The organism is Streptomyces sp. NPDC002911, assembly GCF_053591835.1.
The window spans coordinates 132,295-156,564 of sequence record NZ_JBSFUO010000014.1 but is presented as its reverse complement, the minus strand read 5'-3'; the positions used below and the strand labels follow the sequence as shown (position 1 = coordinate 156,564).

Annotated in this window: 24 protein-coding genes and 1 pseudogene; 20 read left to right on the top strand and 5 right to left on the bottom strand. The window is 71.4% G+C overall.

All coding sequences use genetic code 11. The features are described from left to right. Positions 1-39 precede the first annotated feature (39 nt). From ald to ACWD04_RS22200, 11 genes are all read left to right on the top strand, one after another. Complete coding sequence (ald, locus tag ACWD04_RS22250; protein ID WP_451134513.1) at positions 40-1,155, top strand: alanine dehydrogenase; 1,116 nt, start codon at positions 40-42, stop codon at positions 1,153-1,155. A gap of 358 nt (positions 1,156-1,513) precedes the next feature. Then, entirely contained in the window at positions 1,514-2,632 is a 1,119-nt protein-coding gene (locus ACWD04_RS22245; RefSeq protein ID WP_451134469.1) for a ParA family protein, read from the top strand. Beyond that, the gene (locus ACWD04_RS22240) at positions 2,617-3,207 is read left to right on the top strand and encodes a hypothetical protein (protein ID WP_451134467.1); all 591 of its coding nucleotides are present in this window, start codon (positions 2,617-2,619) and stop codon (positions 3,205-3,207) included. The genes ACWD04_RS22245 and ACWD04_RS22240 overlap by 16 nt, the downstream gene beginning before the upstream one ends. 101 nt (positions 3,208-3,308) lie before the next feature. Beyond that, positions 3,309-4,319 carry a segregation and condensation protein A gene (locus tag ACWD04_RS22235; RefSeq protein ID WP_451134465.1) on the top strand — a complete coding sequence of 337 codons (1,011 nt, stop codon included), beginning with the start codon at positions 3,309-3,311 and terminating at the stop codon, positions 4,317-4,319. After that, positions 4,316-4,966: an SMC-Scp complex subunit ScpB gene (scpB, locus tag ACWD04_RS22230; RefSeq protein WP_451134463.1), complete on the top strand. Its 651-nt coding sequence runs from the start codon at positions 4,316-4,318 to the stop codon at positions 4,964-4,966. Before ACWD04_RS22235 ends, scpB begins: the two co-directional genes overlap by 4 nt. Continuing rightward, entirely contained in the window at positions 4,966-6,105 is a 1,140-nt protein-coding gene (locus tag ACWD04_RS22225) for a pseudouridine synthase (RefSeq protein WP_451134461.1), read from the top strand. Before scpB ends, ACWD04_RS22225 begins: the two co-directional genes overlap by 1 nt. 131 nt (positions 6,106-6,236) lie before the next feature. Next, a complete protein-coding gene (pnuC, locus tag ACWD04_RS22220; RefSeq protein WP_451134459.1) occupies positions 6,237-6,890 on the top strand; it encodes a nicotinamide riboside transporter PnuC in 654 nt (217 codons plus the stop codon). Next, on the top strand, positions 6,887-7,966 hold the full coding sequence (locus tag ACWD04_RS22215; RefSeq protein ID WP_451134457.1) for an AAA family ATPase: 1,080 nt from the start codon (positions 6,887-6,889) through the stop codon (positions 7,964-7,966). The genes pnuC and ACWD04_RS22215 overlap by 4 nt, the downstream gene beginning before the upstream one ends. Continuing rightward, positions 7,963-8,706 carry an NUDIX hydrolase gene (locus ACWD04_RS22210; protein WP_451134455.1) on the top strand — a complete coding sequence of 248 codons (744 nt, stop codon included), beginning with the start codon at positions 7,963-7,965 and terminating at the stop codon, positions 8,704-8,706. Before ACWD04_RS22215 ends, ACWD04_RS22210 begins: the two co-directional genes overlap by 4 nt. Next, entirely contained in the window at positions 8,703-9,725 is a 1,023-nt protein-coding gene (locus ACWD04_RS22205; protein WP_451134453.1) for an ADP-ribosylglycohydrolase family protein, read from the top strand. The genes ACWD04_RS22210 and ACWD04_RS22205 overlap by 4 nt, the downstream gene beginning before the upstream one ends. Positions 9,726-9,727: 2 nt before the next feature. After that, complete coding sequence (locus tag ACWD04_RS22200; protein WP_451134511.1) at positions 9,728-10,519, top strand: nucleotidyltransferase domain-containing protein; 792 nt, start codon at positions 9,728-9,730, stop codon at positions 10,517-10,519. A 20-nt stretch (positions 10,520-10,539) separates the two neighbouring features. Here the strand turns inward: ACWD04_RS22200 and ACWD04_RS22195 are convergent, their stop codons facing one another. Further along, positions 10,540-11,106, bottom strand: a complete 567-nt coding sequence (locus ACWD04_RS22195; protein WP_451134451.1) for a helix-turn-helix domain-containing protein — start codon at positions 11,104-11,106, stop codon at positions 10,540-10,542. A gap of 47 nt (positions 11,107-11,153) precedes the next feature. Here ACWD04_RS22195 and ACWD04_RS22190 point away from each other — a divergent pair, with 47 nt between their 5' ends. After that, positions 11,154-12,020, top strand: a complete 867-nt coding sequence (locus ACWD04_RS22190; protein WP_451134449.1) for a class I SAM-dependent methyltransferase — start codon at positions 11,154-11,156, stop codon at positions 12,018-12,020. On the opposite strand, the pseudogene ACWD04_RS22185 reads toward ACWD04_RS22190, so the two are convergent. Then, positions 12,016-12,691 (bottom strand): annotated as a pseudogene (locus ACWD04_RS22185) (nucleotidyltransferase domain-containing protein); the annotation flags it as partial. The gene ACWD04_RS22190 and the pseudogene ACWD04_RS22185 overlap by 5 nt on opposite strands. 248 nt (positions 12,692-12,939) lie before the next feature. On the opposite strand from ACWD04_RS22185, the gene aroH reads away from it, so the two are divergent. From aroH to der, 5 genes are all read left to right on the top strand, one after another. Further along, the gene (aroH, locus tag ACWD04_RS22180) at positions 12,940-13,302 is read left to right on the top strand and encodes a chorismate mutase (protein WP_451134447.1); all 363 of its coding nucleotides are present in this window, start codon (positions 12,940-12,942) and stop codon (positions 13,300-13,302) included. Next, a complete protein-coding gene (locus ACWD04_RS22175) occupies positions 13,299-14,384 on the top strand; it encodes a prephenate dehydrogenase (RefSeq protein ID WP_451134445.1) in 1,086 nt (361 codons plus the stop codon). The genes aroH and ACWD04_RS22175 overlap by 4 nt, the downstream gene beginning before the upstream one ends. A 114-nt stretch (positions 14,385-14,498) precedes the next feature. Further along, entirely contained in the window at positions 14,499-15,215 is a 717-nt protein-coding gene (gene cmk / locus ACWD04_RS22170; protein WP_451134443.1) for a (d)CMP kinase, read from the top strand. Then, positions 15,212-15,880 carry a lysophospholipid acyltransferase family protein gene (locus tag ACWD04_RS22165; RefSeq protein WP_451134441.1) on the top strand — a complete coding sequence of 223 codons (669 nt, stop codon included), beginning with the start codon at positions 15,212-15,214 and terminating at the stop codon, positions 15,878-15,880. The genes cmk and ACWD04_RS22165 overlap by 4 nt, the downstream gene beginning before the upstream one ends. A 56-nt stretch (positions 15,881-15,936) precedes the next feature. Continuing rightward, positions 15,937-17,406, top strand: coding sequence for a ribosome biogenesis GTPase Der (gene der / locus ACWD04_RS22160; RefSeq protein ID WP_451134439.1), 1,470 nt, complete (start codon positions 15,937-15,939; stop codon positions 17,404-17,406). 71 nt (positions 17,407-17,477) lie between these two features. Here the strand turns inward: der and ACWD04_RS22155 are convergent, their stop codons facing one another. Both ACWD04_RS22155 and ACWD04_RS22150 read right to left on the bottom strand, forming a co-directional pair. Continuing rightward, entirely contained in the window at positions 17,478-17,780 is a 303-nt protein-coding gene (locus tag ACWD04_RS22155) for a hypothetical protein (protein WP_451134437.1), read from the bottom strand. A gap of 140 nt (positions 17,781-17,920) precedes the next feature. Then, positions 17,921-18,709, bottom strand: coding sequence for a hypothetical protein (locus ACWD04_RS22150; RefSeq protein WP_451134435.1), 789 nt, complete (start codon positions 18,707-18,709; stop codon positions 17,921-17,923). Positions 18,710-19,010: 301 nt separating this feature from the next. On the opposite strand from ACWD04_RS22150, the gene ACWD04_RS22145 reads away from it, so the two are divergent. Next, entirely contained in the window at positions 19,011-20,291 is a 1,281-nt protein-coding gene (locus tag ACWD04_RS22145; protein ID WP_451134433.1) for a glycosyltransferase family 4 protein, read from the top strand. 426 nt (positions 20,292-20,717) lie between these two features. Continuing rightward, positions 20,718-20,933, top strand: a complete 216-nt coding sequence (locus ACWD04_RS22140; RefSeq protein WP_451134431.1) for an I78 family peptidase inhibitor — start codon at positions 20,718-20,720, stop codon at positions 20,931-20,933. Positions 20,934-21,016: 83 nt separating this feature from the next. Here the strand turns inward: ACWD04_RS22140 and ACWD04_RS22135 are convergent, their stop codons facing one another. Next, positions 21,017-22,063, bottom strand: a complete 1,047-nt coding sequence (locus ACWD04_RS22135; RefSeq protein WP_451134429.1) for a phosphatase PAP2 family protein — start codon at positions 22,061-22,063, stop codon at positions 21,017-21,019. 479 nt (positions 22,064-22,542) lie between these two features. Here ACWD04_RS22135 and ACWD04_RS22130 point away from each other — a divergent pair, with 479 nt between their 5' ends. Beyond that, positions 22,543-24,267, top strand: coding sequence for an MFS transporter (locus ACWD04_RS22130; RefSeq protein WP_451134427.1), 1,725 nt, complete (start codon positions 22,543-22,545; stop codon positions 24,265-24,267). Positions 24,268-24,270 lie beyond the last annotated feature (3 nt).

The following is a 24,270-nucleotide window of genomic DNA, read 5'->3' as shown; positions in this document are numbered from 1 at the left end:
ATGTCCGAGCCATTCTCCGAGTCAAGGACCGTGATCGACGTGAAGGTCGGCATCCCGCGCGAAGTCAAGAACAACGAGTTCCGGGTGGCGATCACCCCTGCCGGAGTGCATGAGCTGGTCCGTCACGGCCATCAGGTCCTCGTCGAGCGGCACGCCGGCGAGGGGTCCTCCATCCCGGACGAGGAGTACGTCGCCGCCGGCGCGCGGATCCTGCCCACCGCCGACGAGGTCTGGAGCGCCGCGGACCTGCTGCTCAAGGTCAAGGAGCCGGTCGCCGAGGAGTACCACCGCCTCCGTAAGGGGCAGACGCTCTTCACGTATCTGCACCTCGCCGCCTCCCGCGCGTGCACGGACGCCTTGCTCGAATCGGGCGCGACCGCCGTCGCGTACGAGACCGTCGAGGCCGCGAACCGCGTGCTGCCGTTGCTCGCCCCGATGTCCGAGGTCGCCGGCCGCCTCGCCCCGCAGGTAGGCGCGTACCACCTGATGCGCTCGGTCGGCGGGCGCGGTGTGCTCCCCGGCGGTGTCCCCGGCACGGGGGCGGCCAGGGCCGTCGTCATCGGCGGCGGAGTCTCCGGCTGGAACGCCACGCAGATCGCCGTCGGGCTCGGCTTCCACGTCACGCTGCTCGACAAGGACATCAACAAGCTGCGCGAGGCCGACAAGATCTTCGGCACCAAGGTGCGGACGGTCGTCTCGAACGCGCTGGAGCTCGAGAAGGCCGTCGTCGAGGCCGATCTCGTCGTGGGCGCCGTGCTGATCCCGGGTGCGAAGGCGCCGAAGCTGGTCACCAACGAGCTCGTCGCCAAGATGAAGCCCGGAAGTGTTCTTGTCGACATTGCGATCGACCAGGGAGGCTGCTTCGAGGACTCGCATCCGACGACGCACGCCGAGCCGACCTTCATGGTGCACAACTCGGTCTTCTACTGCGTCGCCAACATGCCGGGCGCGGTGCCGAACACCTCTACCTACGCCCTCACGAACGCCACGCTTCCTTACATCCTGGAGCTCGCGAACCGGGGCTGGGCCGATGCCCTGCGACGTGACGCCGCGCTCGCCAGGGGTCTCAACACCCATGACGGCCAAGTGGTTTACCGCGAGGTGGCCGAGGCGCACGGTCTCGACCACGTCGAACTGAGCACGCTTCTCGGCTGAGCGGTCAACCCTCTCCGTCAACCTCGCGCGCCCGGCCGGACCTTGCCCAGCAAGGTCCGGCCGGGCGCATGAGGGGCCCCGGCCCGACCCGCCGGAGACGTAACCCTCTACCCTTTTTGCACCCCCGCGAAAGGTGCGCCCCGGGCGCTCCGTGCTCTTGACAGAGGGGTGTTCGATTGCCGACACATCGGGCCGGGTCCGGCGGATTGTGTTGCTGCGAACCGGTGACACGCCATAGAGTCGCCAATCGTCGGCATGGTGCCACGCTGACCTATCGATAAGTTTCCTGGTCACATCCAAGGAGGTAAGACGACTTGTGAATGAGTCGACAATTACTCCCGGGAGCAGTCAACCAGGGATGCCTGCACGGGGTCTGAGCCCGATCGGGCTCGAAGCTGTCGGCTCCGTCGCTGTCCGCACCTTCGCCACCCACCAGCACATGACGACAGCCCCCCAGATGATGGACGGCCTACACGTGAACGCCATGGCCGGCAACGAGAGTGGCCGAAAGACTGACCACTTCGCCGACTTCGCCGAGGTGCCCGAGGGGCACTTCTACGACCCCGATGCCGAATACGAGCCCGATCCGGAATACGCGGCCACCCTCGCGCCCGACGCCGCACGCCAGCGCCGCGAGCGGATCGGCCCGACCGGCCGGCCGCTGCCGTACTTCCCGATTCCCGGTCCGCTGACCGAGCACGGCCCCGCGAAGATCATCGCGATGTGCAACCAGAAGGGCGGCGTCGGCAAGACCACGTCGACCATCAACCTGGGCGCCGCACTCGCGGAGTACGGCCGGCGCGTCCTGCTCGTCGACTTCGACCCGCAGGGAGCCCTGTCCGTAGGTCTGGGCGTCAACCCGATGGAGCTCGACCTCACCGTCTACAACCTGCTCATGGAGCGGGGCATGGCGGCCGACGAGGTCCTGCTGAAGACGGCCGTGCCCAACATGGACCTGCTCCCCAGCAACATCGACCTCTCGGCCGCCGAGGTGCAGCTGGTGAGCGAGGTGGCCCGGGAGTCGACGCTGCAGCGTGCTCTCAAGCCGCTGTTGGCCGATTACGACTACATCGTGATCGACTGTCAGCCGTCGCTCGGCCTGCTCACCGTGAACGCCCTGACGGCCGCTCACAAGGTGATAGTCCCGCTCGAGTGCGAATTCTTCGCGCTGCGCGGTGTGGCACTGCTCACCGAGACGATCGAGAAGGTCCAGGAGAGGCTCAACCCCGAGCTGGAGCTGGACGGCATCCTCGCCACCATGTACGACTCCCGCACCGTGCACAGCCGTGAGGTACTCGCGCGCGTCGTCGAGGCCTTCGACGAGCACGTCTACCACACCGTCATCGGGCGCACGGTGCGCTTCCCCGAGACGACGGTCGCCGGTGAACCCATCACCACGTACGCGTCGAACTCGGTCGGTGCCGCCGCCTATCGCCAGCTCGCCAGGGAGGTGCTCGCCCGGTGTCACGCCGAGTGAGTCTGCCGGGGGCCGACGAGCTGTTCCGTACCACCGGGGGCACGGGCCTGCAGGCCTCCTCCGCCGAGCGGCGGCGCAAGGCCGGCGCCGAGGGGCGGGTTCCCGCACCGGCCGCAGGAAGTGATGCGGCGGAGAGCGGCCAGGGCGGCGCACCGGGCGGTGATGACACACCCGCAGGGGCGTCCCGCGAGGAGCACTCCGCGGCGGACGCCGACGGCGGCGGCTCGCGCAGCCGCGCCGACGGGGACGACCGGGCTGCCGCAGCCCCGCCCCGGGCCCGTACCGCGCCGCCGCAGGAAGCGACCACCACCGTCCAGCCGCAGCGCGGACGCGGGGGCGGGCGGGGAGCGAACCGCCGGCCCAGCGGCCGGGAACGCCACGACGAGAAGATCACCGTCTATGTGTCGGCCGAGGAACTGATGGACCTCGAGCACGCGCGCCTCGTGCTGCGCGGTGAGCACGGGCTGGCCGTCGACCGAGGGCGCATCGTCCGGGAGGCGGTGGCCGTGGTGCTGGCCGACCTGGAGTCGCGCGGCGACGCGAGCATCCTCGTACGGCGGCTGCGGGGCCGCTGACCGGTGCCGCGCCGGTAGCCTGCCGGGGGAGGGCCGCCGTACGGGCGGCCCGGCCCCGGGGCCCATGGCCCGCCACCCGCCGCACTCCTGGACCCCAGCACATGCCGACTGCCGACGACGTGCCCCGCCCGCCCCGCCGTGCCCTCGGCCCCGGGCCGGGGGGCCGGGATGCGGCGGCTCCCGAGGCCCCGTCCGGGCCCTCAGCGACCCCTGAGCCCTCGGCGGCCCCGTCGGACGCTCCTGGGTCCACCGAGAGCCTTCCGGGCCGGGGAGCGGTCGGCCAGGAGGCCCTTGAGGCTGGTGGCGACCGCAGGTTCACCGTGCGGCTGGTCAATTTCGAGGGCCCCTTCGATCTGCTCCTGCAGCTGATCGCCAAGCACAAGCTCGATGTGACCGAGGTCGCGCTGTCGAAGGTCACCGACGAGTTCATGGCACACATCCGGGCCATGGGACCCGACGGGGATCTCGACCAGACCACCGAATTCCTCGTCGTCGCCGCGACCCTGCTCGACCTGAAGGCCGCCCGGCTTCTGCCCACCGCGGAGGTGGAGGACGAGGCGGACCTCGCCCTCCTGGAGGCGCGGGACCTGCTCTTCGCACGGCTGCTGCAGTACCGCGCGTACAAGCGGATCGCGGAGATCTTCAGCGACCGTCTGGAGTCCGAGTCCCGCCGCTACACCCGCACGGTGGGGCTCGAGCCCCAGCACGCCGAGCTGCTGCCCGAGGTCGTGATCAGCATCGGCCCCGGGGGCTTCGCCCGGCTCGCGGTGAAGGCGATGCAGCCCAGGGCCAAGCCGCAGGTGTACGTCGACCACATCCACGCGCCGCTGGTCAGCGTGCGTGAGCAGGCGGACATCGTGGTGGCGCGGCTGCGGGCGGAGGGCGAGATCAGCTTCCGGGCGCTCACCGAGGACGCGGAGAACACCCTCACGGTCGTCGCCCGCTTCCTGGCGCTCCTCGAGCTCTACCGGGAGAAGGCGGTCACGCTCGACCAGGAGGAGGCGCTGGGTGACCTCCTGGTGCGCTGGGCCGGGGGCGAGGGGGCCGAACCGGTGGTCACGGACGAGTTCGACCAAGAGGCGCGCGAGCCACAGGAGGACGTACAGGCATGAGTGCAGACGACGGCGGGCGCGACGCCCCGGTTGCCGGGCTCGACCTCAAGCCCGCGCTGGAGGCGGTCCTCATGGTCGTCGACGAGCCCGCCACCGAGGAACACCTCGCCACGGTCCTCCAGCGGTCCCGCAGGGCCGTGGCGGACGCCCTGCGGGAGCTGGCGGACGAGTACACCGTCCAGCGCCGCGGATTCGACCTGCGGCTCGTCGCCGGGGGCTGGCGCTTCTACACCCGCCCCGAGTACGCGGAGGCGGTCGAGGGCTTCGTCCTGGACGGCCGGCACGCCCGGCTCACCCAGGCGGCGCTGGAGACCCTCGCGGTGGTCGCGTACCGTCAGCCGGTCAGCCGGTCGAGGGTCTCGGCGGTACGCGGAGTGAACTGCGACGGCGTCATGCGGACCCTGCTCCAGAGGGGTCTCGTCGGGGAGGCGGGCGCGGAACCCGAAACAGGTGCGATCCTGTACAGGACGACGAACTACTTTCTGGAGCGCATGGGCCTGCGAGGCCTGGACGAGCTCCCGGAGCTCGCGCCCTTCCTCCCGGAGGCGGACGCGATCGAGGCTGAGACGCTAGAGGGTGTGCCGTCGTTCGATCCGGACGCACCGGACACCCCGGAAACTCACGCAGACGACAAGACGGAATTTTGATGCGAAGCAGTGGCAGCAACAGCGGAAGCGGCAGCGGCAAGAGCGGCGGCAACCGGAACCCCCGGGGCGGCTCGGGCGCGAAGGGCGGCGGCTCCTTCCGTCCCAAGGCCGCGGGAGGGCGCGACGACAAGCAGGAGGAGCAGCGCCCCCGCCGGCCCCGTCCCGAGGAGCGTCGCTACGACGTGGGCTCCGACAAGCCGGGCGGCGACGGTGGCCCCCGCAAGGGCCGCGGCGCGGCAGCACGCGGCGGCGCCAAGGGCGGCCCGAAGCCCGCACAGAACGTGTCCAAGGGCGGACGCCGTGTGGGGGCTCCGTCCCGCCCCCGCGAGCTCGACGCCAAGATCGAGCAGCGCAACCGTGACCGGTACGCGGACAAGCCCGAGATCAGGACCCCCAGGACCAACCCGGGCGCCGAGCAGGAGGGCGAGCGTCTGCAGAAGATCCTCGCCCGCGCCGGCATGGGCTCGCGCCGGGCGTGCGAGGAGCTGATCGAGCAGGCCCGCGTCGAGGTCAACGGCGAGATCGTGCTGGAGCAGGGCAAGCGTGTCGACCCGCAGAAGGACGAGATCAAGGTCGACGGCCTGACCGTCGCGACCCAGTCGTACCTCTTCTTCGCGCTGAACAAGCCCGCCGGCGTCGTCTCCACCATGGGCGACCCGGACGGCCGTCAGAACCTCGGGGACTACGTGAACAACCGCGAGACGCGGTTGTTCCACGTCGGGCGGCTCGACACCGAGACCGAAGGCATCATCCTGCTCACCAACCACGGCGACCTCGCGCACCGTCTGACGCACCCCAGGTACGGCGTGAAGAAGACCTACCTGGCCGCGATCCAGGGCCCGCTGCCGCGTGACCTCGGCAAGCGCCTCAAGGACGGCATCCAGCTGGAGGACGGCTACGCCCGTGCCGACCACTTCCGGGTCGTCGAGAACACAGGTAAGAACTACCTGGTCGAGGTCACCCTCCACGAGGGCCGCAAGCACATCGTCCGCCGGATGCTGGCCGAGGCCGGCTTCCCGGTCGAACGCCTCGTGCGGACGTCCTTCGGACCGATCCCGCTGGGCGACCAGAAGTCGGGCTGGCTGCGCCGCCTGACCAACACCGAGGTGGGCATGCTGATGCGCGAGGTCGGCCTGTAGCCACCGCCCGATCCCCGACGGCCCGCGGCCGGTTTCTCGTTCTTTTTCGAACAGAGACCGGCCGCGGGCCTTTCGCTGCCGCCGTTTCATCTTTATAGTCATAGTGACTCTAAAAAGAAGGAAGGGACGGCGTGACGCTCGCGGACGTACTCGGCCCCCTGCAACAGCCCCTGGTGACGATCCTTGGCACCCCGGTCAGCTGGACCGAGGTGCTGGGCTTCGGCAGCGGTGCGCTGTGCGTCTGGCTCGTGGCCCGCCAGCATCTCGCCAACTGGCCGGTCGGTATCGCCAACAACCTGTTCTTCATCCTGCTGTTCGCCCAGTCCGGTCTGTACGCCGACGCCGGCCTGCAGATCGTCTTCATCTCCCTCGCCGCGTACGGCTGGTGGACCTGGACCCACGGGGGTGGACCAGGGACATCCGTCCTGCCGGTGCGGAGCACCACCCGCACCGAATGGGCCTGGCTGCTCGCGGCGGGGGCGGTGGGGGCCCTCGGGCTCACCCTGCTGCTGTCCCGGGCCACGGATTCGACCGTGCCCTTCTGGGACGCCCTGACCACCTCACTGTCCCTCATGGCGACGTACGGACAGTGCCGCAAGCGCGTCGAGTCCTGGTGGCTGTGGATCGCCGCCGACGTGGTGTACATCCCGCTGTACGCCTACAAGGATCTCTACCTCACCTCCCTGCTGTACGCCGGATTCCTCGGGCTCTGCATCGTCGGACTGCGCAACTGGAACCGGGACCTGGCCCCGGACCGGCGCGAGGACGCGGTGGTGGCGGCATGAAGCGCCACGGGCACGGCCTGGTCCTCGGCAAGTTCTATCCGCCGCACGCCGGCCACCACCACCTCGTCCGCACCGCACGGGACCGCTGCGAGAAGCTCACCGTCCTGGTCTGCGCCGCCTCCGTCGAATCCGTCCCGCTCGCCGACCGGGTCGCCTGGATGCGGGAGGCCCACCCCGACTGCCGGGTGGTCGGCACCGTCGACGACATCCACATGGACCTCACCGACGCGGCCGTCTGGGACGCCCACATGGAGGTGTTCACCACGGCCGTGCCCGAGCGGGTCGATGCCGTCTTCACCTCGGAGTCGTACGGCGAGGAGCTGGCGCGCCGCTTCGGCGCGGAGTCCGTCCTCGTCGACCCGGACCGCACCCTCTTTCCCGTCTCCGGTACCGCGGTCCGCGCCGACCCCACCCGCTGCTGGGACTATCTGGAGCCGCCCGTTCGTGGCGCGCTCGCCCGCCGGATCGTCGTCCTGGGCGCCGAGTCCACCGGCACCACGACCCTGGCCCGCGCCCTGGCCGACCACTATCGCCGGCGCGGCGGCGTATGGGCGGGGACCCGGTACGTCGCCGAGTACGGGAGGGAGTTCAGCGAGGCCCGACTCGCCGCCCTGCGCAACCGGTGGCCGGGCGCCCAGTGGGAGGACGTCACCTTCACCACCGACGACTTCCCCCTCATCGCAGAGGCCCAGAACGCCAAGGAGGAGGCCGCCGCGCGGACGGGGTCCCCGGTGCTCATCTGCGACACCGACTCGTTCGCCACCACCGTCTGGCACGAGCGCTACATCGGCGGACGCAATCCGCTCGTCGAGAGGACCGCCGACCGGGTCACCCACCACCTCTGGCTGCTCACCGACCACGAAGGTGTTGCTTTCGAGGACGACGGACTGCGCGACGGCGAGGAGCTGCGGCCCTGGATGACGGACCGCTTCCGCGCCGAACTGACCCGTACCGGACGGCGGTACATCGAGGTCACCGGGTCCCGTAGCGAGCGCCTCGACACGGCGGTCGCCGCCGTGGACGCTCTCCTCGCCACCGGATGGCACTTCACCGCACCCCTGCCGGAGCGACGATGAGTACCGCCCCCGAGGGATATGACCCCCACGCCTACGTCCCCTTCGCCGTCACCGTCGACCTCGCCGTCTTCACGGTCCGCGAAGCGCGGCTCCATGTGCTGCTCGTGGAACGGGGCGAGGCCCCCTACGCGGGGCGGTGGGCGCTGCCCGGCGGCTTCGTCCTGCCGCGGGAGTCCGCCGAGGAGGCGGCCCGCCGCGAGCTCGCCGAGGAGACCGGCCTCACCAGGAAGTCCGTATGCGGCTTCCACCTCGAACAGTTGCGCACCTACAGCGATCCGGACCGCGACCCCAGGATGCGGGTCGTCTCCGTCGCGTACGCCGCACTCGTGCCCGACCTCCCCGAACCGCGGGGCGGCGGGGATGCGGCGAAGGCGCAGTGGTGGGACACGGGCGGCACCGGACCGCTCGCCTTCGACCACGACCGCATCCTCGCGGACGCGCACGACCGGATCGGTGCGAGGCTCGAGTACTCCTGCCTGGCCACCGCGTTCTGCCCGGACGAGTTCACCCTCGGCGAGCTCCAGCAGGTCTACGAGACCGTCTGGGGCGTCGAGCTGGACCGCCCCAATTTCCGGCGCAAGGTCCTCACCACGCCCGGCTTCGTCCAGGCCGTGGACGGGCCGCCGCGCCGCACCGGCGGACGGGGAAAACCTGCCGCCCTCTACCGGGCGGGTGCCGCTACCGCCCTGCACCCTCCATTGCTGCGCCCGGAAGGACGCCCTGAAGGACGGACATCATGATCCCGACAAGGATGCTCACCAAACACGCGGCCACAGGCGCGCTGACCGGGCTGGCACTCGGCGACGCGCTGGGCTTCCCCACCGAGTTCAACAACGTCCCCGCGATCCTCGCGAAGTGCGGTCCCTGGCGCCGGATGCGGCTGCCGAAGCCCGCGTTCGTCACCGACGACACCCAGATGACCCTCGCTCTCGGCCGCGGCATCCGCACCGCCATGGACCGGGGCCTGCTCACCCCGGAACGTCTGGTGGGGCCGGTCCGGGAGGAGTTCGTGCGCTGGTACCGCTCCCCGGAGAACAACCGCGCCCCAGGCCGTACCTGCATGACCGCCTGCCGCATGCTCGAGGAGGAGCGGCCCTGGCAGGAGGCCAGCCAGACCGGATCCAAGGGCTGCGGCGCCAATATGCGGGTCGCGCCCGTCGGTCTCGTACCGGGCCTCAGCGAGGAACAGCGCTCCGGCGCCGCCCAGCTCCAGGCCGCACTGACCCACGGTCACCCCACCGCGCTGGCCGCCTCCGACCTGACGGCCCGCGCGGTGTTCCTGCTGGCGCAGGGGGCCGAACCGATGGGCCTGGTCGGCCAGTTGCGCAGCTACGCCTACGAGAGCGCCGACCGCTATCCGGCGCGCTGGCTCGGAGACCTCTGGCGCCATGCGGGTGATGCCTCGCCCGAGGCGTACATGCGGCGCGGCTGGGACGAGTGCCTCACCGCCCTCGCCCGGGTCCAGGACGCCCTGCGGGCCCCGTCCCCCGAGACCGACCCCTGCGAGGCCACCGGAGACGGCTGGGTCGCTGAGGAGGCCCTCGCGACGTCCCTGCACTGCTTCCTGCTCTTCCCCGAGGAACCGGTCACCGCCCTGCGCCGGGCCGCCTGCACACGGGGCGACTCCGACTCCCTCGGCTGTCTCACGGGTGCGCTGGCCGGAGCGCACCTGGGGGCGGACGCCTGGCCCAAGGAGTGGTCCGAGCGCATCGAGTACCGCAGCGACCTGCTGTCGCTGGCCGCGCTCTGGGACGCATGACCATGCACAGCGACACGACACTTCGAGGCGCCGGGCTGCCGGACGCCGACCTGACCGCGGTGCTCGCCGAGGAGCCCTGCCCGCTCCTGTTCGCCACGGTCTCGGGTGCCCATCTGTACGGCCTCCCCTCGCGGGACTCGGACGTGGACCTGCGGGGGGTCCATGTCCTGCCCGCGGAGGATCTCGCCGGCCTCAGGGAGCCGGAGGAGACGCGGTCACGGATGTGGGACCAGGACGGGGTCGAGATGGACCTCGTCACCCACGATCTCCGCAAGTTCGTCCGGCTCATGCTGAAACCCAACGGCTACGTGCTGGAACAACTGCTGTCCCCGCTGGTGGTGCACACCACCGGGCTCCACGCGGAACTCGTGGAGCTGGCACCCGCGGTGGTGACCCGCAACCACGCCCACCACTACCGGGGATTCGCCGGTACGCAGTGGCGGCTGTTCGAGAAGACCGGCGAACTGAAGCCGCTGCTCTACACGTTCCGCGCACTGCTCACCGGCGTCCATCTGATGCGCACCGGCACGCTCGTGGCGCATCTGCCGACCCTGCTGGACGAGGTGACAGCCGCACCGGCCTGCCTGCCCGCGCTGATCGAGGCGAAGGCGGACGCCGAACACGGGGTGGCGCAGCCGGCCGACCGCGCGGCCGTCGCCCGGGACGCCGAAGCCCTGCACGCGGTGCTCGACGAGGCCCAGGCCGCGTCACGGCTCGCCGAGGTGCCTACGGGCTTCGACGCCCTGCACGATCTCGTCGTCCGGGCGCGGCTGGGAGGGCCCGCCGTGTCCTGACCGCCCTGGCGGCCGCCCTCTCACCCGCGCTCGCGCAAGTGGGAGCGGCGGCCGTCCCGGTCGAAGATCCCGAGGATTTCGGCGGGGCCGCCGACGGCGCCCAGCGCGTGCGGGAGCATCGTGGTGAACTCCGCCGCCTGCCCCTCCTCCACCCGCAGCCGCCGTTCCCCCAGCAGCAGCAACGCCGTGCCGGACAGCACCGTGAACCACTCCCGGCCGGGGTGCGCCTTGAGCGCCGAGGGACCTTCGGGCGGGGGACCGGTCAGCCGTATCCGCGCCACGGTGACGCCGGGATCGCCGCGCAGGGCCCACTGGGTCAGGCCCCGGGCCGGGTGGCGCGTGGGGTTCACGACCACATCGTCGGCGGCGGACTCGACAAGCTGGTCGAGCGAGGCACCGAGGGCCCGGGCGATCACGGTGAGCTGGTCCAGCGCGATCCTGCGGTGGCCGGTCTCGATCCGGCTGAGGGTGGAAGGGCTGAGGTGGCAGCGGGCGGCGAGGTCGTCGAGCGACCAGCCGTGCGCGGCCCGCAGGGCCCGGATCCGTTTGCGTACGAGGCCGTCGAGGTCACTGCCTTCTTGCGTCATGGGCAAGACAGTATGCGCTGTGCGCAAAACTTCGTAGGCTCGGCCGTATGACACCTTCCGCACCCCACCCCCACGCCCACCAGCACGGGCACGGCGACTCGGCCCCGCAGGACGGCCTCGCCCGGATGCTCGATCTCGACGCCGAGCTGTTCGCGCCCTACCTCACCTCGGTGACCGCCCTGATCGCCGGTGCGGCGGGAGCGGGCGTCACCCACGTCGTCGACCTGGGTTCGGGCACCGGGACCGGCACGTTCGCCCTGCTGGAACGCTTCCCCAGCGCCCGTGTGACAGCCGTCGACAGCTCCCCGGAGATGCTCGCCCGGCTTGCCGCATCCGCCCGCGCCAAGGGCCTGGGCGACCGGGTGCGCACCCTGGAGACGGACGCGGGCGCCGGGCTCCCCGGTATCGCGGACGCCGACCTCGTCTGGGCGTCGGCCTCCCTGCACCACGTGGACGATCCGGCCTCCGCCTTCGCCGGGGCCCGCGCCGCGCTGCGCCCGGGCGGGCTGCTGGCCGTCGCCGAGATGGACGGACAGCCGCGCTTCCTCCCGGACGACGCGGTGGCCGGCCGCCCCGGCCTGGAGGCGCGGTGCCGGGAGGCGTTGGGTGCGCTCCACGCCGAGCAGGTGCCGTACCTGGGCGCAGACTGGGGCGCCCTGCTGGCCGCGGCCGGTCTCACCGTCGAGCAGGAACGCGCGGAGCTCCTGGAGCTGACCGCCCCGCTGCCCGCTGCCGCCCGCCCGTACGCGCACCTCGTGCTCAGCCACGTCCGCGGCGCCCTCGACGGCCGGGCCGATCCCGCGGACCTCGCCGCGCTCGGGACGCTCGTCGACGGCGGCCCGGCGGACGTGCGCCACCGCGACGACCTGGTCGTCCGCTCCGGACGTCAGCTGTGGGTGGCCCGCCGCCCCTGAGCGTCATCAGGAAGGCCTCCACGCGTGCGCGGTCGGGGTCGGGGTCGGCCGGCAGGGGGGAGCGGGAGGCCGCCTCCTCGTTCTCCTCGGCCAGGCGCGTCATCCGGCGTTCCACTTCGGCCCATGGGACCTCGCCCGCTTCACCGCCGGCAGCTCACCGCGCGCGTCCCCGGCCTCGATCCGCAGCTCGCCCGTTCGCAGCAGCTCCCGGCCGGACGTCAGCAGCCGCAGCAGGTGCATGGCGTGCTTCCACCGTGGGGCCCCGTGCGTACGGACGTCGGCCTGCAGTTTCCGCCGCTGGCCCAGCGCATAGCGCACGGACGCCCCGTGGGCGTGCCGGGACAGGAATGCCCCGCGCAGGGCGAGGAGCTCACGCCCCGTGGCGTCGATGTGCTCCACCAGCGGTGAGTGCAGGCACTCCAGCACGTTCGGGTCCGCCCGCAGCGCCAGCTCGCAGAAGCGCTCCAGCTCCCAGGAGAACTGCTCGTCGGCGGGACCTTCGACATGGGCCGGCGGTTTCGTGAAGCCCCGGAACAGCGGGTCGGGCGCGAGGAACACCCCGCGCTGGTCCGTGTCGCTGTCGTCGGTGGCCAGTCCGAAGGCGCGGGAGCCCATCACACAGGAGTAGACCGTGGCTCCCGCACCAGCCGCTCGCCTTCAGGGGTGATCATGCGCGCGAGAGTACGCGTCCGGGACGAGCCGGATGCCGTCGCCTCCGAACGGCATGCGGCCCGGCGGGCAGCGGGCGCGTCGCCCGGCCGTGCTCGACCACCCGTCCTCGATGCCGAACACGCCCGACCGGGCGCTCCGGACCGGCACGCCCCGCCGCCGCGTCTCACGGACAGAGCGCCGTGACCGGCGCCGCCACCGCACCTCTAGGCTGAAAGGGCACGCAGCACGAAGCGACGAGGGGTACGACGTGGCGGTACGAGCAGTCCGTGGAGCCGTCCAGCTGGACCGGGACGAAGCCGGTCACATGGACGAGCGGGTGAGTGAACTCCTCACCGCGGTCCTGGAGCGCAATCAGCTGGCCGCCGACGACCTGATCAGCGTCTGGTTCACCGCCACCCCCGATCTGCACAGCGATTTCCCGGCGGCCGCGGCCCGGGGCCTCGGTATCGTCGACGTACCGCTGATCTGCGCCCAGGAGCTCGACATCACCGGGTCCATGCCCCGCGTGGTCCGCATCCTCGCGCACGTGGAGACGTATCTCTCCAGGTCAGAGATCAGCCACGTCTACCTCGGCGCCACCGGCGCCCTCCGCAAGGACATCGCCCAGTGAGAACAGCCCTCGTCATCGGAACCGGCCTGGTCGGCACCTCGGCCGCCCTCGCCCTCGCGGGGCGCGGCGTCCAGGTGCACCTCGTCGACCGCGACCCGTCCTCGGCGCAGACCGCCGCCGCGCTCGGAGCCGGCACGGACGAGGCGCCCGAGGGCCCCGTCGACCTTGCGGTCGTCGCCGTGCCGCCCGCCCACACCGCCACGGTGCTCGCCACGGCCATGCGCGACGGGATCGCCCGGGCCTACCTCGACGTCGCCAGCGTCAAGGGCGGCCCGCGCCGCGAGCTGGAAGCGCTCGGCGTCGACCTCACGCCGTACATCGGTACGCACCCCATGGCCGGCAAGGAGCGCTCCGGGCCGCTCGCTGCCACCGCTGACCTGTTCGAGGGTCGTCCCTGGGTCCTCACTCCGACCCGGGAGACCGACACCGAGGTCCTCAACCTCGCCCTGGAGCTGGTCGCGCTCTGCCGTGCCGTCCCGGTCGTCATGGACGCGGACGCGCACGACCGCGCCGTCGCCCTGGTCTCCCACACCCCGCAGCTGATCTCCTCGATGGTCGCCGCCCGGCTGGAGGAGGCCGACGAGACCGCCGTACGCCTGTGCGGCCAGGGGATCAGGGACGTCACCCGCATCGCGGCCTCCGACCCCCGGATGTGGGTGGAGATCCTCTCCGCGAACCCCGGCCCGGTCGCCGACGTGCTGGCCGGGGTCGCCGCCGACCTGGACGAGACCGTCCGGGCCCTGCGCGGGCTCCAGTCCGCCGACGAGGACCGGCGCCGCACGGGCACCGAAGGCATCGAGGACGTCCTGCGCCGCGGCAACGCCGGCCGGGTCCGGGTCCCCGGCAAGCACGGGGCCGCCCCGACGTCGTACGAGATCGTCGCCGTGCTCATCAGCGACCGGCCGGGTGAGCTGGCCTCGATCTTCGCCGACGCGGGGCGGGCCGGCGTCAACATCGAAGACGTCCGCATCGAGCACGCCACCGGCCAGCAGGCCGGACTGGTCCAGCTGATGGTCGAGCCGAGCGCCGCACCCGCACTGAGCGCGGCCCTCAGCGACCGCGGCTGGTCGATCCGCCCCTAGCGGACCGGAGGGCGGGGGCCCGGAGACAGGGGTGCAAAGGCGCTTCGCGCACTCGGTAACCTTGGGGGAGGCCGTCCCGTGGCCCCGCTCCGCCCGTCCCCGTGTACCAGGAAGGTGTCCACCACCGTGGAAACCGTAAGCGCCGCCGCCCGGACCGCCCAGGCCGCAGTGATCGTCGCTGTCGACGGTCCCTCCGGCACAGGCAAGTCGAGCACATCCAAGGCCGTCGCCGCCCAGCTCGGCCTGAGCTACCTGGACACCGGCGCCCAGTACCGGGCGATCACGTGGTGGATGCTGAACAACGGCATCGACGTGCAGGACCCGGCCGAGATCGCCATGGCCGCCGCCAAGCCGGTCATCGTCTCCGGCACGGACCCGTCCGCCCCGACGATCACCGTCGACGGCGAGGACGCCTCGGGCCCGATCCGTACCCAGGAGGTCACCTCCAAGGTCAGCGCCGTCAGCGCCGTGCCCGAGGTGCGCGCCCTGATCACCGAGCTGCAGCGCTCGATAGCCACGGAGGCCGAGGGGGGCATCGTCGTCGAGGGCCGTGACATCGGTACCACCGTGCTGCCCGACGCCGACATCAAGATCTTCCTGACCGCCTCCCCGGAGGCGCGCGCCGCCCGCCGCAGCGGTGAGGTCAAGGGCTCCGACCTCACCGCCACCAGGGAGGCGCTGATCAAGCGGGACGCAGCCGACTCCGGCCGCAAGACCTCGCCGCTGGCCAAGGCCGACGACGCCGTCGAGGTGGACACCACCGACCTGACCCTCGCGCAGGTCATCGAGTGCGTCGTCACCCTCGTCGGGGAGAAGCAGGCCGCGAAGTGACCGAAGCCACAGCCGCGCCGACGCTGCGCGGAGCGGCCGTCGGGCGCGGGATCGGCATCGGGCTCATGTACGGCCTGTTCAGGCCCCGTGTGCTCGGAGCGTGGCGGGTCCCCACGGCGGGACCCGTCATACTCGCGGTGAACCACGCGCACAATCTCGACGGACCGATGCTGATGGGCACCGCGCCCCGGCCCGTCCACTTCCTGATCAAGAAGGAGGCGTTCGTCGGCCCCCTCGACCCGTTCCTGCGCGGAATCGGCCAGCTGAAGGTGGACCGTACGACCGTCGACCGCACCGCCATCACGCAGGCACTCGGCGTGCTGGACGACGGCGGGGTCCTCGGGATCTTCCCCGAGGGCACCAGAGGCGAAGGCGACTTCGCCTCTCTGCGCGCGGGGCTCGCGTACTTCGCGGTGCGTGGCGGAGCGCCGATCGTTCCCGTCGCGGTCCTGGGAAGCTCGGAGCGCCGCGGACGGCTGGTATCGGCACTGCCTCCGCTGCGGAGCCGGGTCGACGTCGTCTTCGGCGACGCCTTCCAGGCCGGTGACGGCAGTGGGCGGCGGACCAGGAAGGCGCTGGACGAGGCGACGCTGCGGATCCAGGCGGAGCTGACCGCGCACCTGGAAAAGGCCAGGCGTCTCACCGGACGCCTGGGTGACACTTGAGTAGTGGGCCGCGCGATCGTGGTCCATCGATGATGATGCAAAGAGGAACGGACTTCATGAACGACCAGATTCACTCCGACGGCTCGGACCACGAGCACGGAGCACTTGGCGATGCCGAGTACGCGGAGTTCATGGAGCTCGCCGCGCAGGAGGGGTTCGACCCCGAGGAGGTCGAGGGCGCGATCGGTGAGGCCGGTCACGGACCGCTTCCCGTGCTCGCCGTCGTCGGCCGCCCGAACGTCGGCAAGTCGACCCTGGTGAACCGGATCATCGGCCGCCGTGAGGCCGTCGTCCAGGACAAGCCCGGTGTCACCCGTGACCGCGTCAGCTACGAGGCCGAGTGGGCCGGGCGCCGCTTCAAGGTCGTCGACACCGGCGGCTGGGAGCAGGACGTGCTGGGCCTCGACGCCTCCGTCGCCGCCCAGGCCGAGTACGCCATCGAGACGGCCGACGCGGTCGTCTTCGTGGTGGACGCCACCGTCGGCGCCACCGACACCGACGAGGCCGTCGTCAAGCTGCTGCGCCGGGCCGGCAAGCCCGTGGTCCTCTGCGCCAACAAGGTCGACGGGCAGAGCGGCGAGGCCGACGCCACCGCGCTCTGGTCGCTCGGCCTCGGCGAGCCTCACCCGGTCTCCTCCCTCCACGGCCGCGGCACCGGCGACATGCTGGACGCCGTCCTGGAGGCCCTGCCCGAGGCCCCGGCCCAGACCTTCGGCACCGCGCTGGGCGGCCCGCGGCGCATCGCGCTCATCGGCCGGCCGAACGTCGGCAAGTCCTCCCTGCTGAACAAGGTCGCCGGCGAGGACCGTGTCGTCGTCAACGCCCTGGCTGGCACCACCCGTGACCCGGTCGACGAGCTGATCCAGCTCGGCGGGACCACCTGGAAGTTCATCGACACGGCGGGCATCCGACGCAAGGTCCACCTCCAGGAGGGCGCGGACTACTACGCCTCGCTGCGTACCGCCGCCGCCGTCGAGAAGGCGGAGGTCGCCGTCATCCTGATCGATTCCAGCGAGTCCATCAGCGTGCAGGACCAGCGCATCATCACCATGGCGGTCGAGGCCGGCCGTGCTGTCGTGGTCGCCTTCAACAAGTGGGACACCCTCGACGAGGAACGCCGCTACTACCTCGAGCGCGAGATCGATACGGAGCTGGCCCAGATCGCCTGGGCCCCACGCGTCAACGTCTCGGCCGTCACCGGCCGGCACATGGAGAAGCTGGTTCCGGCGATCGAGACCGCGATCGACGGCTGGGAGACCCGCATCCCCACCGGCCGGCTGAACGCCTTCCTCGGTGAGATCGTCGCCTCCCACCCCCACCCGGTGCGCGGAGGCAAGCAGCCCCGCATCCTCTTCGGCACCCAGGCGGGCACCAAGCCGCCGCGGTTCGTCCTCTTCGCGTCCGGCTTCCTGGAGCACGGCTACCGTCGCTTCGTCGAACGCCGTCTGCGCGAGGAGTTCGGCTTCGAGGGCACGCCGATCCACATCTCCGTCCGCGTACGCGAGAAGCGCGGCCGCAAGAAGTGACGTAGGCACACGGCGAAGCCCCGGACCACCCGGCAAGGAACTCGGGTGGTCCGGGGCTTCGCCGTATTCCCTCAGGCGTCCGTGGACCCCGGCGGCAGCGCCGCGGGCCGGGCGCGGCCGGCATGCCTGCCGACCCGCTGCCAGGAACCGGGGTTACCGGCCCCGCTGTGGCTTCCCTGGGCGTTCACCGCCGGACGGCCGCCCAGCGGCGCACGGCTGCCGAACATCCCGACGCCGAACGTTCTGAAGCCGAGACTCTCCTCACCGGTGCGGTCCCCGGGAAGCGCCCGGAACGATCGCCTGTACTCGGAGTACAGGGCGTCGTAGATCGGGGTGGGGGACTTGCCGCCCGAAGGGTCCTGCGACGGGCGCATGGCCGGGATCGGGGTCTGCTGCTGGCGAGGAGGGTCGTATGAGTGCACGTAGGTGCCAACGACCTCACCGCCCGTCGGATGCGGTCCGGGCGGAGAAAACGCGGTTCGGCGGGCAGGGGAGGGCAGTCGTACGGACATGCTCAGGTCCCGGCGAGCGGCATCGTCGCGCCGACCAGGAGGCCGTTGACCGCTGCCTTGTCCAGCGCGTCACGGAGCAGGTCCTCGCGCGGCTGCTGGCCGATGGAACCGGCCGGCGCGGCGAAGACCAGCACGCTCCGCGACTTGCTGGCAGCCGTCCGCCAGCCCTCGGTGACCTGGAGCGGCTGGTGGGCCTGCCACCAGGCGACCGGGCTGCCGCCGCCGGCGCCCGGTTGCAGCACGGCGTGCAGCTGGCCCATGGCGAGGAGGACCGACCAGCCGGTGAGGACACCCGGCAGCCGGTTCAGATGGGGCGTGGGCAGGAAGCCCTGCTCCAGCAGAAGCTGGAGGAACTGGTCGCCGCCGCCGCCGCTGCCGTCGGTGCCGGGCCGGGCGATCGGGCCGGTCGGTTCGACGACCAGAGCCGGGCGGAGGTCGTCCTCGATCAGGACGAGACCGCTGGTGATGCCGAGGACGGCCTGTTCGGGCATGAGGCCCTCCGGATTCTGTGGCTCGCTGCCGGTGATGGACCGCACGGCGCCCTGGAGTTGGTCCTCCGTGACCTGGACCACCTGCGAGGGGATGCAGGTCGCGTGGGCGAAGGCGAGCACGGCGGACTCGTCGCCCACGAACAGCACCGTGCTGGTGCGTTCCTGGTCGGAGTCGCCGGGGGTGCGGCATGAGGTGCAGTCGTAATTGCCTGGGGCACTGTCGCCGACGAGCAGCCGGTCGGCTTCGGCATCGCCGATCTCGGCGCGTACGTCCTCGCTGACGTCGAGCATGCGCGGCACGGGTGGCTCCTCGAACTCGGTGCGTGGGCCGGGTGGTTCCCGGCTCATGAAGAGACAACGGAAGACCTGGGGCCGGAGTCACGCGCCAATCGAGGAGATTAGGCGCCGGAAGCGGCCGCTCGGCGAACCGGGAGATCGCACAGGTGATTCGGAGTCGAGCATTCCGCGCAAAGACCCCCGATGCAGGCGCGTGCGTTCGAGACGTTACGGGTTTGTGCGACTCCTGTGCGAATGCTGTGGTGTCTTCTGACGCCGCGTAAGGTCCGTTGCAGACCAGTCGAACAGGGGAAATGACTACGTAATGCACATTTCATTTCTGCTCCACAACGCGTACGGCATCGGGGGAACGATCCGTACCACTTTCACGCTCGCCAGGACCTTGGCGGAACAGCATGACGTCGAGATCGTCTCCGTCTTCCGGCACCGCGACGACCCGAAGCTCGGCGCACCCGCCGGCGTGCGGCTGAGCCACCTCGTCGATCTTCGCAAGTCGAGCCCGGGATACGAGGGGGCGGCCGCCGACCAGGCCCGGCCCGCGGCGGTGTTCCCCCGGGGCGACACCCGGCACCGGCAGTACAGCAGGCTCACCGACAGCCGTATCGCGGCCCATCTGGGCGCGCTGGAGGCCGATGTCGTCGTCGGCACGCGTCCCGGTCTCAACGTCCACATCAGCCGGCAGACGCGGCGCGGCCCGGTGCGCGTCGGCCAGGAGCACCTCACCCTGGAGAGCCACGGCTACCGGCTGCGCCGGGAGATAAGGCACCGGTACGGGCTGCTCGACGCGGTCACGACCGTCACCGAGGCCGACGCCCGGGACTACCGCTCCGGGCTGCGGCTGCCCGGCGTGCGGATCGAGGCCATCCCGAACAGCGTGCCGGAGCCCGCCGGTCCGCCCGCCGACTGCGACGCGAAGTGGATCGTGGCGGCGGGCCGGCTGCACCGGGTCAAGCGGTACGACGTACTCGTCCGGGCTTTCGCCGAGATCGCGGCCGTGCGCCCGGAGTGGCGGCTGCGCATCTACGGAGCCGGTGACGCGTCCGGCAACGAGCAGCGGCCCCTGCGCGGGCTCGTCGGCGAGCTCGGCCTTCGGGAGCGGGTGCTCCTCATGGGGTCGGTCGACCCCATGGAGGCGGAGTGGCCCAAGAACTCCATCGCGGCAGTCACCTCCGAGCGTGAGTCGTTCGGCATGACCATCGTGGAGGCGATGCGCTGTGGTGTGCCGGTCGTGGCGACCGACTGCCCCCACGGACCCGCCGAGATCATCGACGACGGCACGGACGGGCGGCTGGTGCCCCTGGGGGACACCGGGGCCTTCGCCAAGGCCCTGCTCGGTCTGATCGACGACGACGCCCTGCGGCGCCGGATGGGCCGTGCCGCGCGGGTCTCCGCCGCGCGGTTCGATCCGGCGCCGATCGCGGAGCGGCACGAGAAGCTGTTCACCGAGCTGGCCGCGGAGGGTGGCGGGAGGAGATCTCAGGGCGTGCTGCGCAGCGGGTTCCACCGTTCCAGGGGCAGCGTGCTGGACGGCGCGTATGCGCTGCGTCACAAGGCCGCGGGGGTGCTCCGTCGAGGGCGGACCTGAGCCTGGGCGCCCGGGCTACGGTCCGGGCGCCGCATCCTGGACCGCTGCATTCCGGATGGTGTGGCGTGCGGAGGCTCTTCGGCGGAGGGACCGCAGCAGGCGGGCGGGAAAAGTAAGGCCCGCGTAAGGGAGAGTTAATTCCAGGTGGCCTGCCCGTATATTCTTCTTTTCGCGGGCACCGGAAAACGGGACTGCGCATGGCCCCCGGTCACCGGTAATTCCTTTCGGCGGCCCTTCGGGAGGTATTCGGCGGGCGGTGCGCAATTGCGGTCAGGTGCCGCCCGACTCCTGTTCGGGTGAAGTTGTCCCGCGTAAACGCCCGTGGGGATCCTGTGACACAAGCGTGACCGCAGAGGTACAAGAGGATGGTCGGGAGCCGTGATCGCCCGCTTCCGCCACGGCGCCGAGCGGCCTACGGTGAGAGGCATGGCACCTGTACCGACCCCTCCCGCCCAGCCGGACGACACCCCCCAGTCATATGTCGGCCTCGACGCCGAGGTTGCCGAACGGCAGGCCAGGGCACGTGGCTGGAGCACGGTCCGGGCTCTCCCGCCGGGCACCGTCATCACCATGGAGTTCCGTGGCGGACGCATCAACTTCCAGGTGGACGCCGCGACCGTGACCCGCTGCTGGATCGGCTGAACCCGGCCCGACGAGTGAAGGCCCCGACCGGAGTCGGGGCCTTCACTCGTCGCGCGAGCGGGTACGTGTGCTGTCCCCACAGGTCAGGGAGCCACCGGGCCGCCCGCCACCGGGCGGGACGGCCCTGCGCCACTCCGCGGCGAGCGGTCGGCGTGCGGCGTGCGGCGTGAGAGAGCCGGGGTCAGCGGCATCCTTTCCGGACGTACAGGGTGCGCCTGGTACGCCCGGGCTCTGGCAGCCGCGCCCGGATGGCCGCCCGCGGTTCCCGCCGTCTCGGGTGCCGGAGCCCTGCTCGTGGCCTCGTGGGAGTCCTCGGCAGCCGCCCCACCGCCCAGCGACTGCGGCAGCAGGACGGGCTTCGGCGCTACGGGAGCGGGCGGAGCGGACTCCCGGAGCCTGCGTCGGGCCCGCCACTGCTCACGCATCGAGAGGATCAGGGTCTCCGCACGGGTGATCAGCGGCTCGAACCAGGGCAGGGCCAGCAGGATCAGCAGGCCGGCCGCCCAGCCCAGCAGGACGTCGCTGAGCCAGTGGGTGCCGATGTAGACGGTGGTGAGCCCCACGCCCAGGGAGACGAACGCGGAGAGCGCCGACAGGTAGCGCCTGGCGCGCGGCGTGGTGGCGAGATAAGCGAGGATTCCCCAGGTCACCACGGCGTTGGCGGTGTGTCCCGAAGGAAATATATCGCCGCCGGCGTAGAGCTCCGCCGAGCCGATCTGGGTGGCGTAGTGCGGGCCCAGCCGCCCCAGGCCGAGCTTGACCGCGCCCACCGACAGATTGAGCAGCAGCAGGGAGGCGCCGAGCGTGAGCAGCGGGCGCAGCGTGTGCTGGCGCCAGGAGCGCCAGCCGAGCCAGGAGGCGACCATCACGGCCGTGGGGCCACGCTGGCCGAGCACGACGTAGTAGTCGAGGAAGGCGTGGAGTTCCGGCCACTGCTGGTAGGGCCGGAACAGCATGACCTTCCAGTCGAGGGCCACCAGCCAGGACGAGACCAGCACGGCGACGACGATGGCGAGATAGAACGCCAAAGTCCCGCCGAAGAGGACGATGCGGTGACGGCTCATCCGCGGGGTCTCTATCTTCGGCGGTTCCGGCTCCCGGTCCAGACGGGCAAAGATGTCGGTACGCACGCAATGGACGTTACAGCGAGTGAGTGTGGGATCCGGCCGATCTCGCGTCTTTGTGATGACGATGTGATGTGGACTTTGTCTCAGACAGGTATCCATTCACTGTATGCAGGCGAATGGTTTGCACCCGTCGGCTATTTATTCCGAGCACTATTCGCAGAAATGTTTGAGCGTCGATGAAATGGCGCAGCGTGACCGCGTCGCGTAGCTGTGGGGCCATTCGGGGGAGCCGTCGGCCGACGGGCAGGCGCTCCGCGGCGGCAGCGGCGTGGCGGTCCGGACGTGACCCCGCGTGCAGGGGGTGAAGTGGTGTACGCCACACTCAGTGGCTGGTGAACGTATGAGCTGCACCACGCGTGGCCACCTGGAACTCGCGTACGCTGACGGCTCACTCGCCCGTCGATGCCGGGCCCGGGGGACGCCGCGAGCGGATCCCCAGCAGGTCTGCCGAGCGCGAGGGACTCATTGTGGGAGGTACGTACATGACTGGGACGTCCACGGCCGTGAGCAGGCTGCGCGCGGCAGCCGACGGCACCAACCGCTGGCTCGTCCTGGTCGTCCTCTGTCTCAGTCTGCTTCTCGTCGCGCTCGACGCGACCGTGCTGCACGTCGCCGTCCCGGCCGTCACCGAGGACCTGCGGCCCAGTGCCGTCGGCCTGCTGTGGATCGTGGACGCCTATCCACTGGTCTGCGCCTCGCTGCTGATCCTCTTCGGCACACTCGGCGACCGGATCGGCAGACGGCGCGTCCTCCTCTTCGGTTACGCGCTCTTCGGGGTCGCCTCCGCGCTCGCCGCGACGGCCGGCTCACCCGGTGTGCTGATCGCCGCGCGCGCCCTGCTCGGTGTGGGCGGCGCGATGATCATGCCGGCCACGCTGTCGATACTCCGCCAGGTCTTCCCCGACCGTCGCGAACGGGCCATGGCCATCGGCATATGGACCGCGGTCGCCGCGGTCGGCGCCGCGACCGGCCCCGTCATCGGTGGATTCCTCGTCGAGCACTACTGGTGGGGCTCGGTCTTCCTGATCAACATCCCGCTCATGGCACTGCTCCTCCCGGTCGGGCGCTGGCTGCTGCCGGAGTCCCGCGGCGAGAGCGACGGTCCCTGGGACGTGCTCGGCGCGCTGACGGCCGCGGCGGGTGTGCTCGGGGTGGTCCTCGGGGTCAAGCGGATCGGTGGCGGCGAGGGGCTGATGAACCTCGCCACCCTCGCTCCGCTGCTCGCGGGGGCCGCACTGGTCGTCCTCTTCGTGCGCAGGCAGAAGCGGCGTACGTACCCCCTGATCGACATCGCGATGTTCTCCAGGCCCGCTTTCACCACCGCCGTCGGCTGCATCGTGCTCGCCATGCTGGCCCTGGTCGGCCTGGAACTGATCGCGGTCCAGTACCTCCAGCTGGTGCTGGACCTGAGCCCACTGGAGACCGGCCTGCGGCTGCTGCCGCTGACCTTCGCCGCGATGGCGGCCGGCGCCACGGGTTCGTACACCCTGAGCCGCATCGGCCCGCGCCGGATGGTCGGCTGGGGCTTCGTGCTCACGGCGGCCTCGGTGCTCCTGCTGACCCTGATGGGCCAGCACGACCGGCCGGTGCTGCTGACCGTCGGCTTCGTGCTGCTGGGCTTCGGGCTGCAGTCCACGCTGTTCGGGGCGTACGAATCGATGCTGAGCGAGGTTCCCGCCGAGCGGGCGGGCGGCGCGGCCGCCATCGGCGAGACCTCGTACCAGCTGGGCGCGGGCCTGGGGATCGCTCTGCTCGGCAGCGTCATGAACGCCGCCTACGCCCCCGGGCTCTCCCGGCTCCACGAGGAGGGCGTGCCCGCCGCCGCCGGATCGGCCGCCTCGCATTCGCTGGGAGAGGCCTACCAGGTGGCCGGCCGGCTGGGCGGCCCCATGGGCGACCTGCTGCGGAACACGGCCCGGCACGCCTTCGTCGACGGTCTGCACGTCACGCTGCTGGTCAGTGCCGGACTGCTGCTGCTCGGGGCGCTGGCGGCGCTGCGGCTGCCGCGTGCCATGGACTGTCCTCCGGTGAAGAACGCCTGCCGGGAGCAGTCGGCCGTCGTGCCGGAGCAGGCCACGGGGCCTGGCGTCGCCGCGCCCGAGCCTCGCGCGCTCCCGGCGCCGGACGCCCCGACGGGGCACCGGGCCCCCCTTCCGGCCGGGCGCGAACCCGCCGAGGCCGCGGGCCCTGGACGATCAGGACGCTGAGCC

What these genes read in the sequence shown, in the direction of transcription:
- ACWD04_RS22145 (WP_451134433.1), top strand. Translation starts at nt 19,011, where the DNA reads ATGCACATTTCATTTCTGCTCCACAACGCGTACGGCATCGGGGGAACG.
- ACWD04_RS22215 (WP_451134457.1), top strand. Translation starts at nt 6,887, where the DNA reads ATGAAGCGCCACGGGCACGGCCTGGTCCTCGGCAAGTTCTATCCGCCG.
- ACWD04_RS22195 (WP_451134451.1), bottom strand. Translation starts at nt 11,106, where the DNA reads ATGACGCAAGAAGGCAGTGACCTCGACGGCCTCGTACGCAAACGGATC.
- ACWD04_RS22200 (WP_451134511.1), top strand. Translation starts at nt 9,728, where the DNA reads ATGCACAGCGACACGACACTTCGAGGCGCCGGGCTGCCGGACGCCGAC.
- ACWD04_RS22140 (WP_451134431.1), top strand. Translation starts at nt 20,718, where the DNA reads ATGGCACCTGTACCGACCCCTCCCGCCCAGCCGGACGACACCCCCCAG.
- ACWD04_RS22205 (WP_451134453.1), top strand. Translation starts at nt 8,703, where the DNA reads ATGATCCCGACAAGGATGCTCACCAAACACGCGGCCACAGGCGCGCTG.
- der (WP_451134439.1), top strand. Translation starts at nt 15,937, where the DNA reads ATGAACGACCAGATTCACTCCGACGGCTCGGACCACGAGCACGGAGCA.
- ACWD04_RS22190 (WP_451134449.1), top strand. Translation starts at nt 11,154, where the DNA reads ATGACACCTTCCGCACCCCACCCCCACGCCCACCAGCACGGGCACGGC.
- ACWD04_RS22155 (WP_451134437.1), bottom strand. Translation starts at nt 17,780, where the DNA reads ATGCGCCCGTCGCAGGACCCTTCGGGCGGCAAGTCCCCCACCCCGATC.
- ACWD04_RS22225 (WP_451134461.1), top strand. Translation starts at nt 4,966, where the DNA reads ATGCGAAGCAGTGGCAGCAACAGCGGAAGCGGCAGCGGCAAGAGCGGC.
- ACWD04_RS22210 (WP_451134455.1), top strand. Translation starts at nt 7,963, where the DNA reads ATGAGTACCGCCCCCGAGGGATATGACCCCCACGCCTACGTCCCCTTC.
- scpB (WP_451134463.1), top strand. Translation starts at nt 4,316, where the DNA reads ATGAGTGCAGACGACGGCGGGCGCGACGCCCCGGTTGCCGGGCTCGAC.
- ACWD04_RS22130 (WP_451134427.1), top strand. Translation starts at nt 22,543, where the DNA reads ATGACTGGGACGTCCACGGCCGTGAGCAGGCTGCGCGCGGCAGCCGAC.
- ACWD04_RS22235 (WP_451134465.1), top strand. Translation starts at nt 3,309, where the DNA reads ATGCCGACTGCCGACGACGTGCCCCGCCCGCCCCGCCGTGCCCTCGGC.
- ACWD04_RS22245 (WP_451134469.1), top strand. Translation starts at nt 1,514, where the DNA reads ATGCCTGCACGGGGTCTGAGCCCGATCGGGCTCGAAGCTGTCGGCTCC.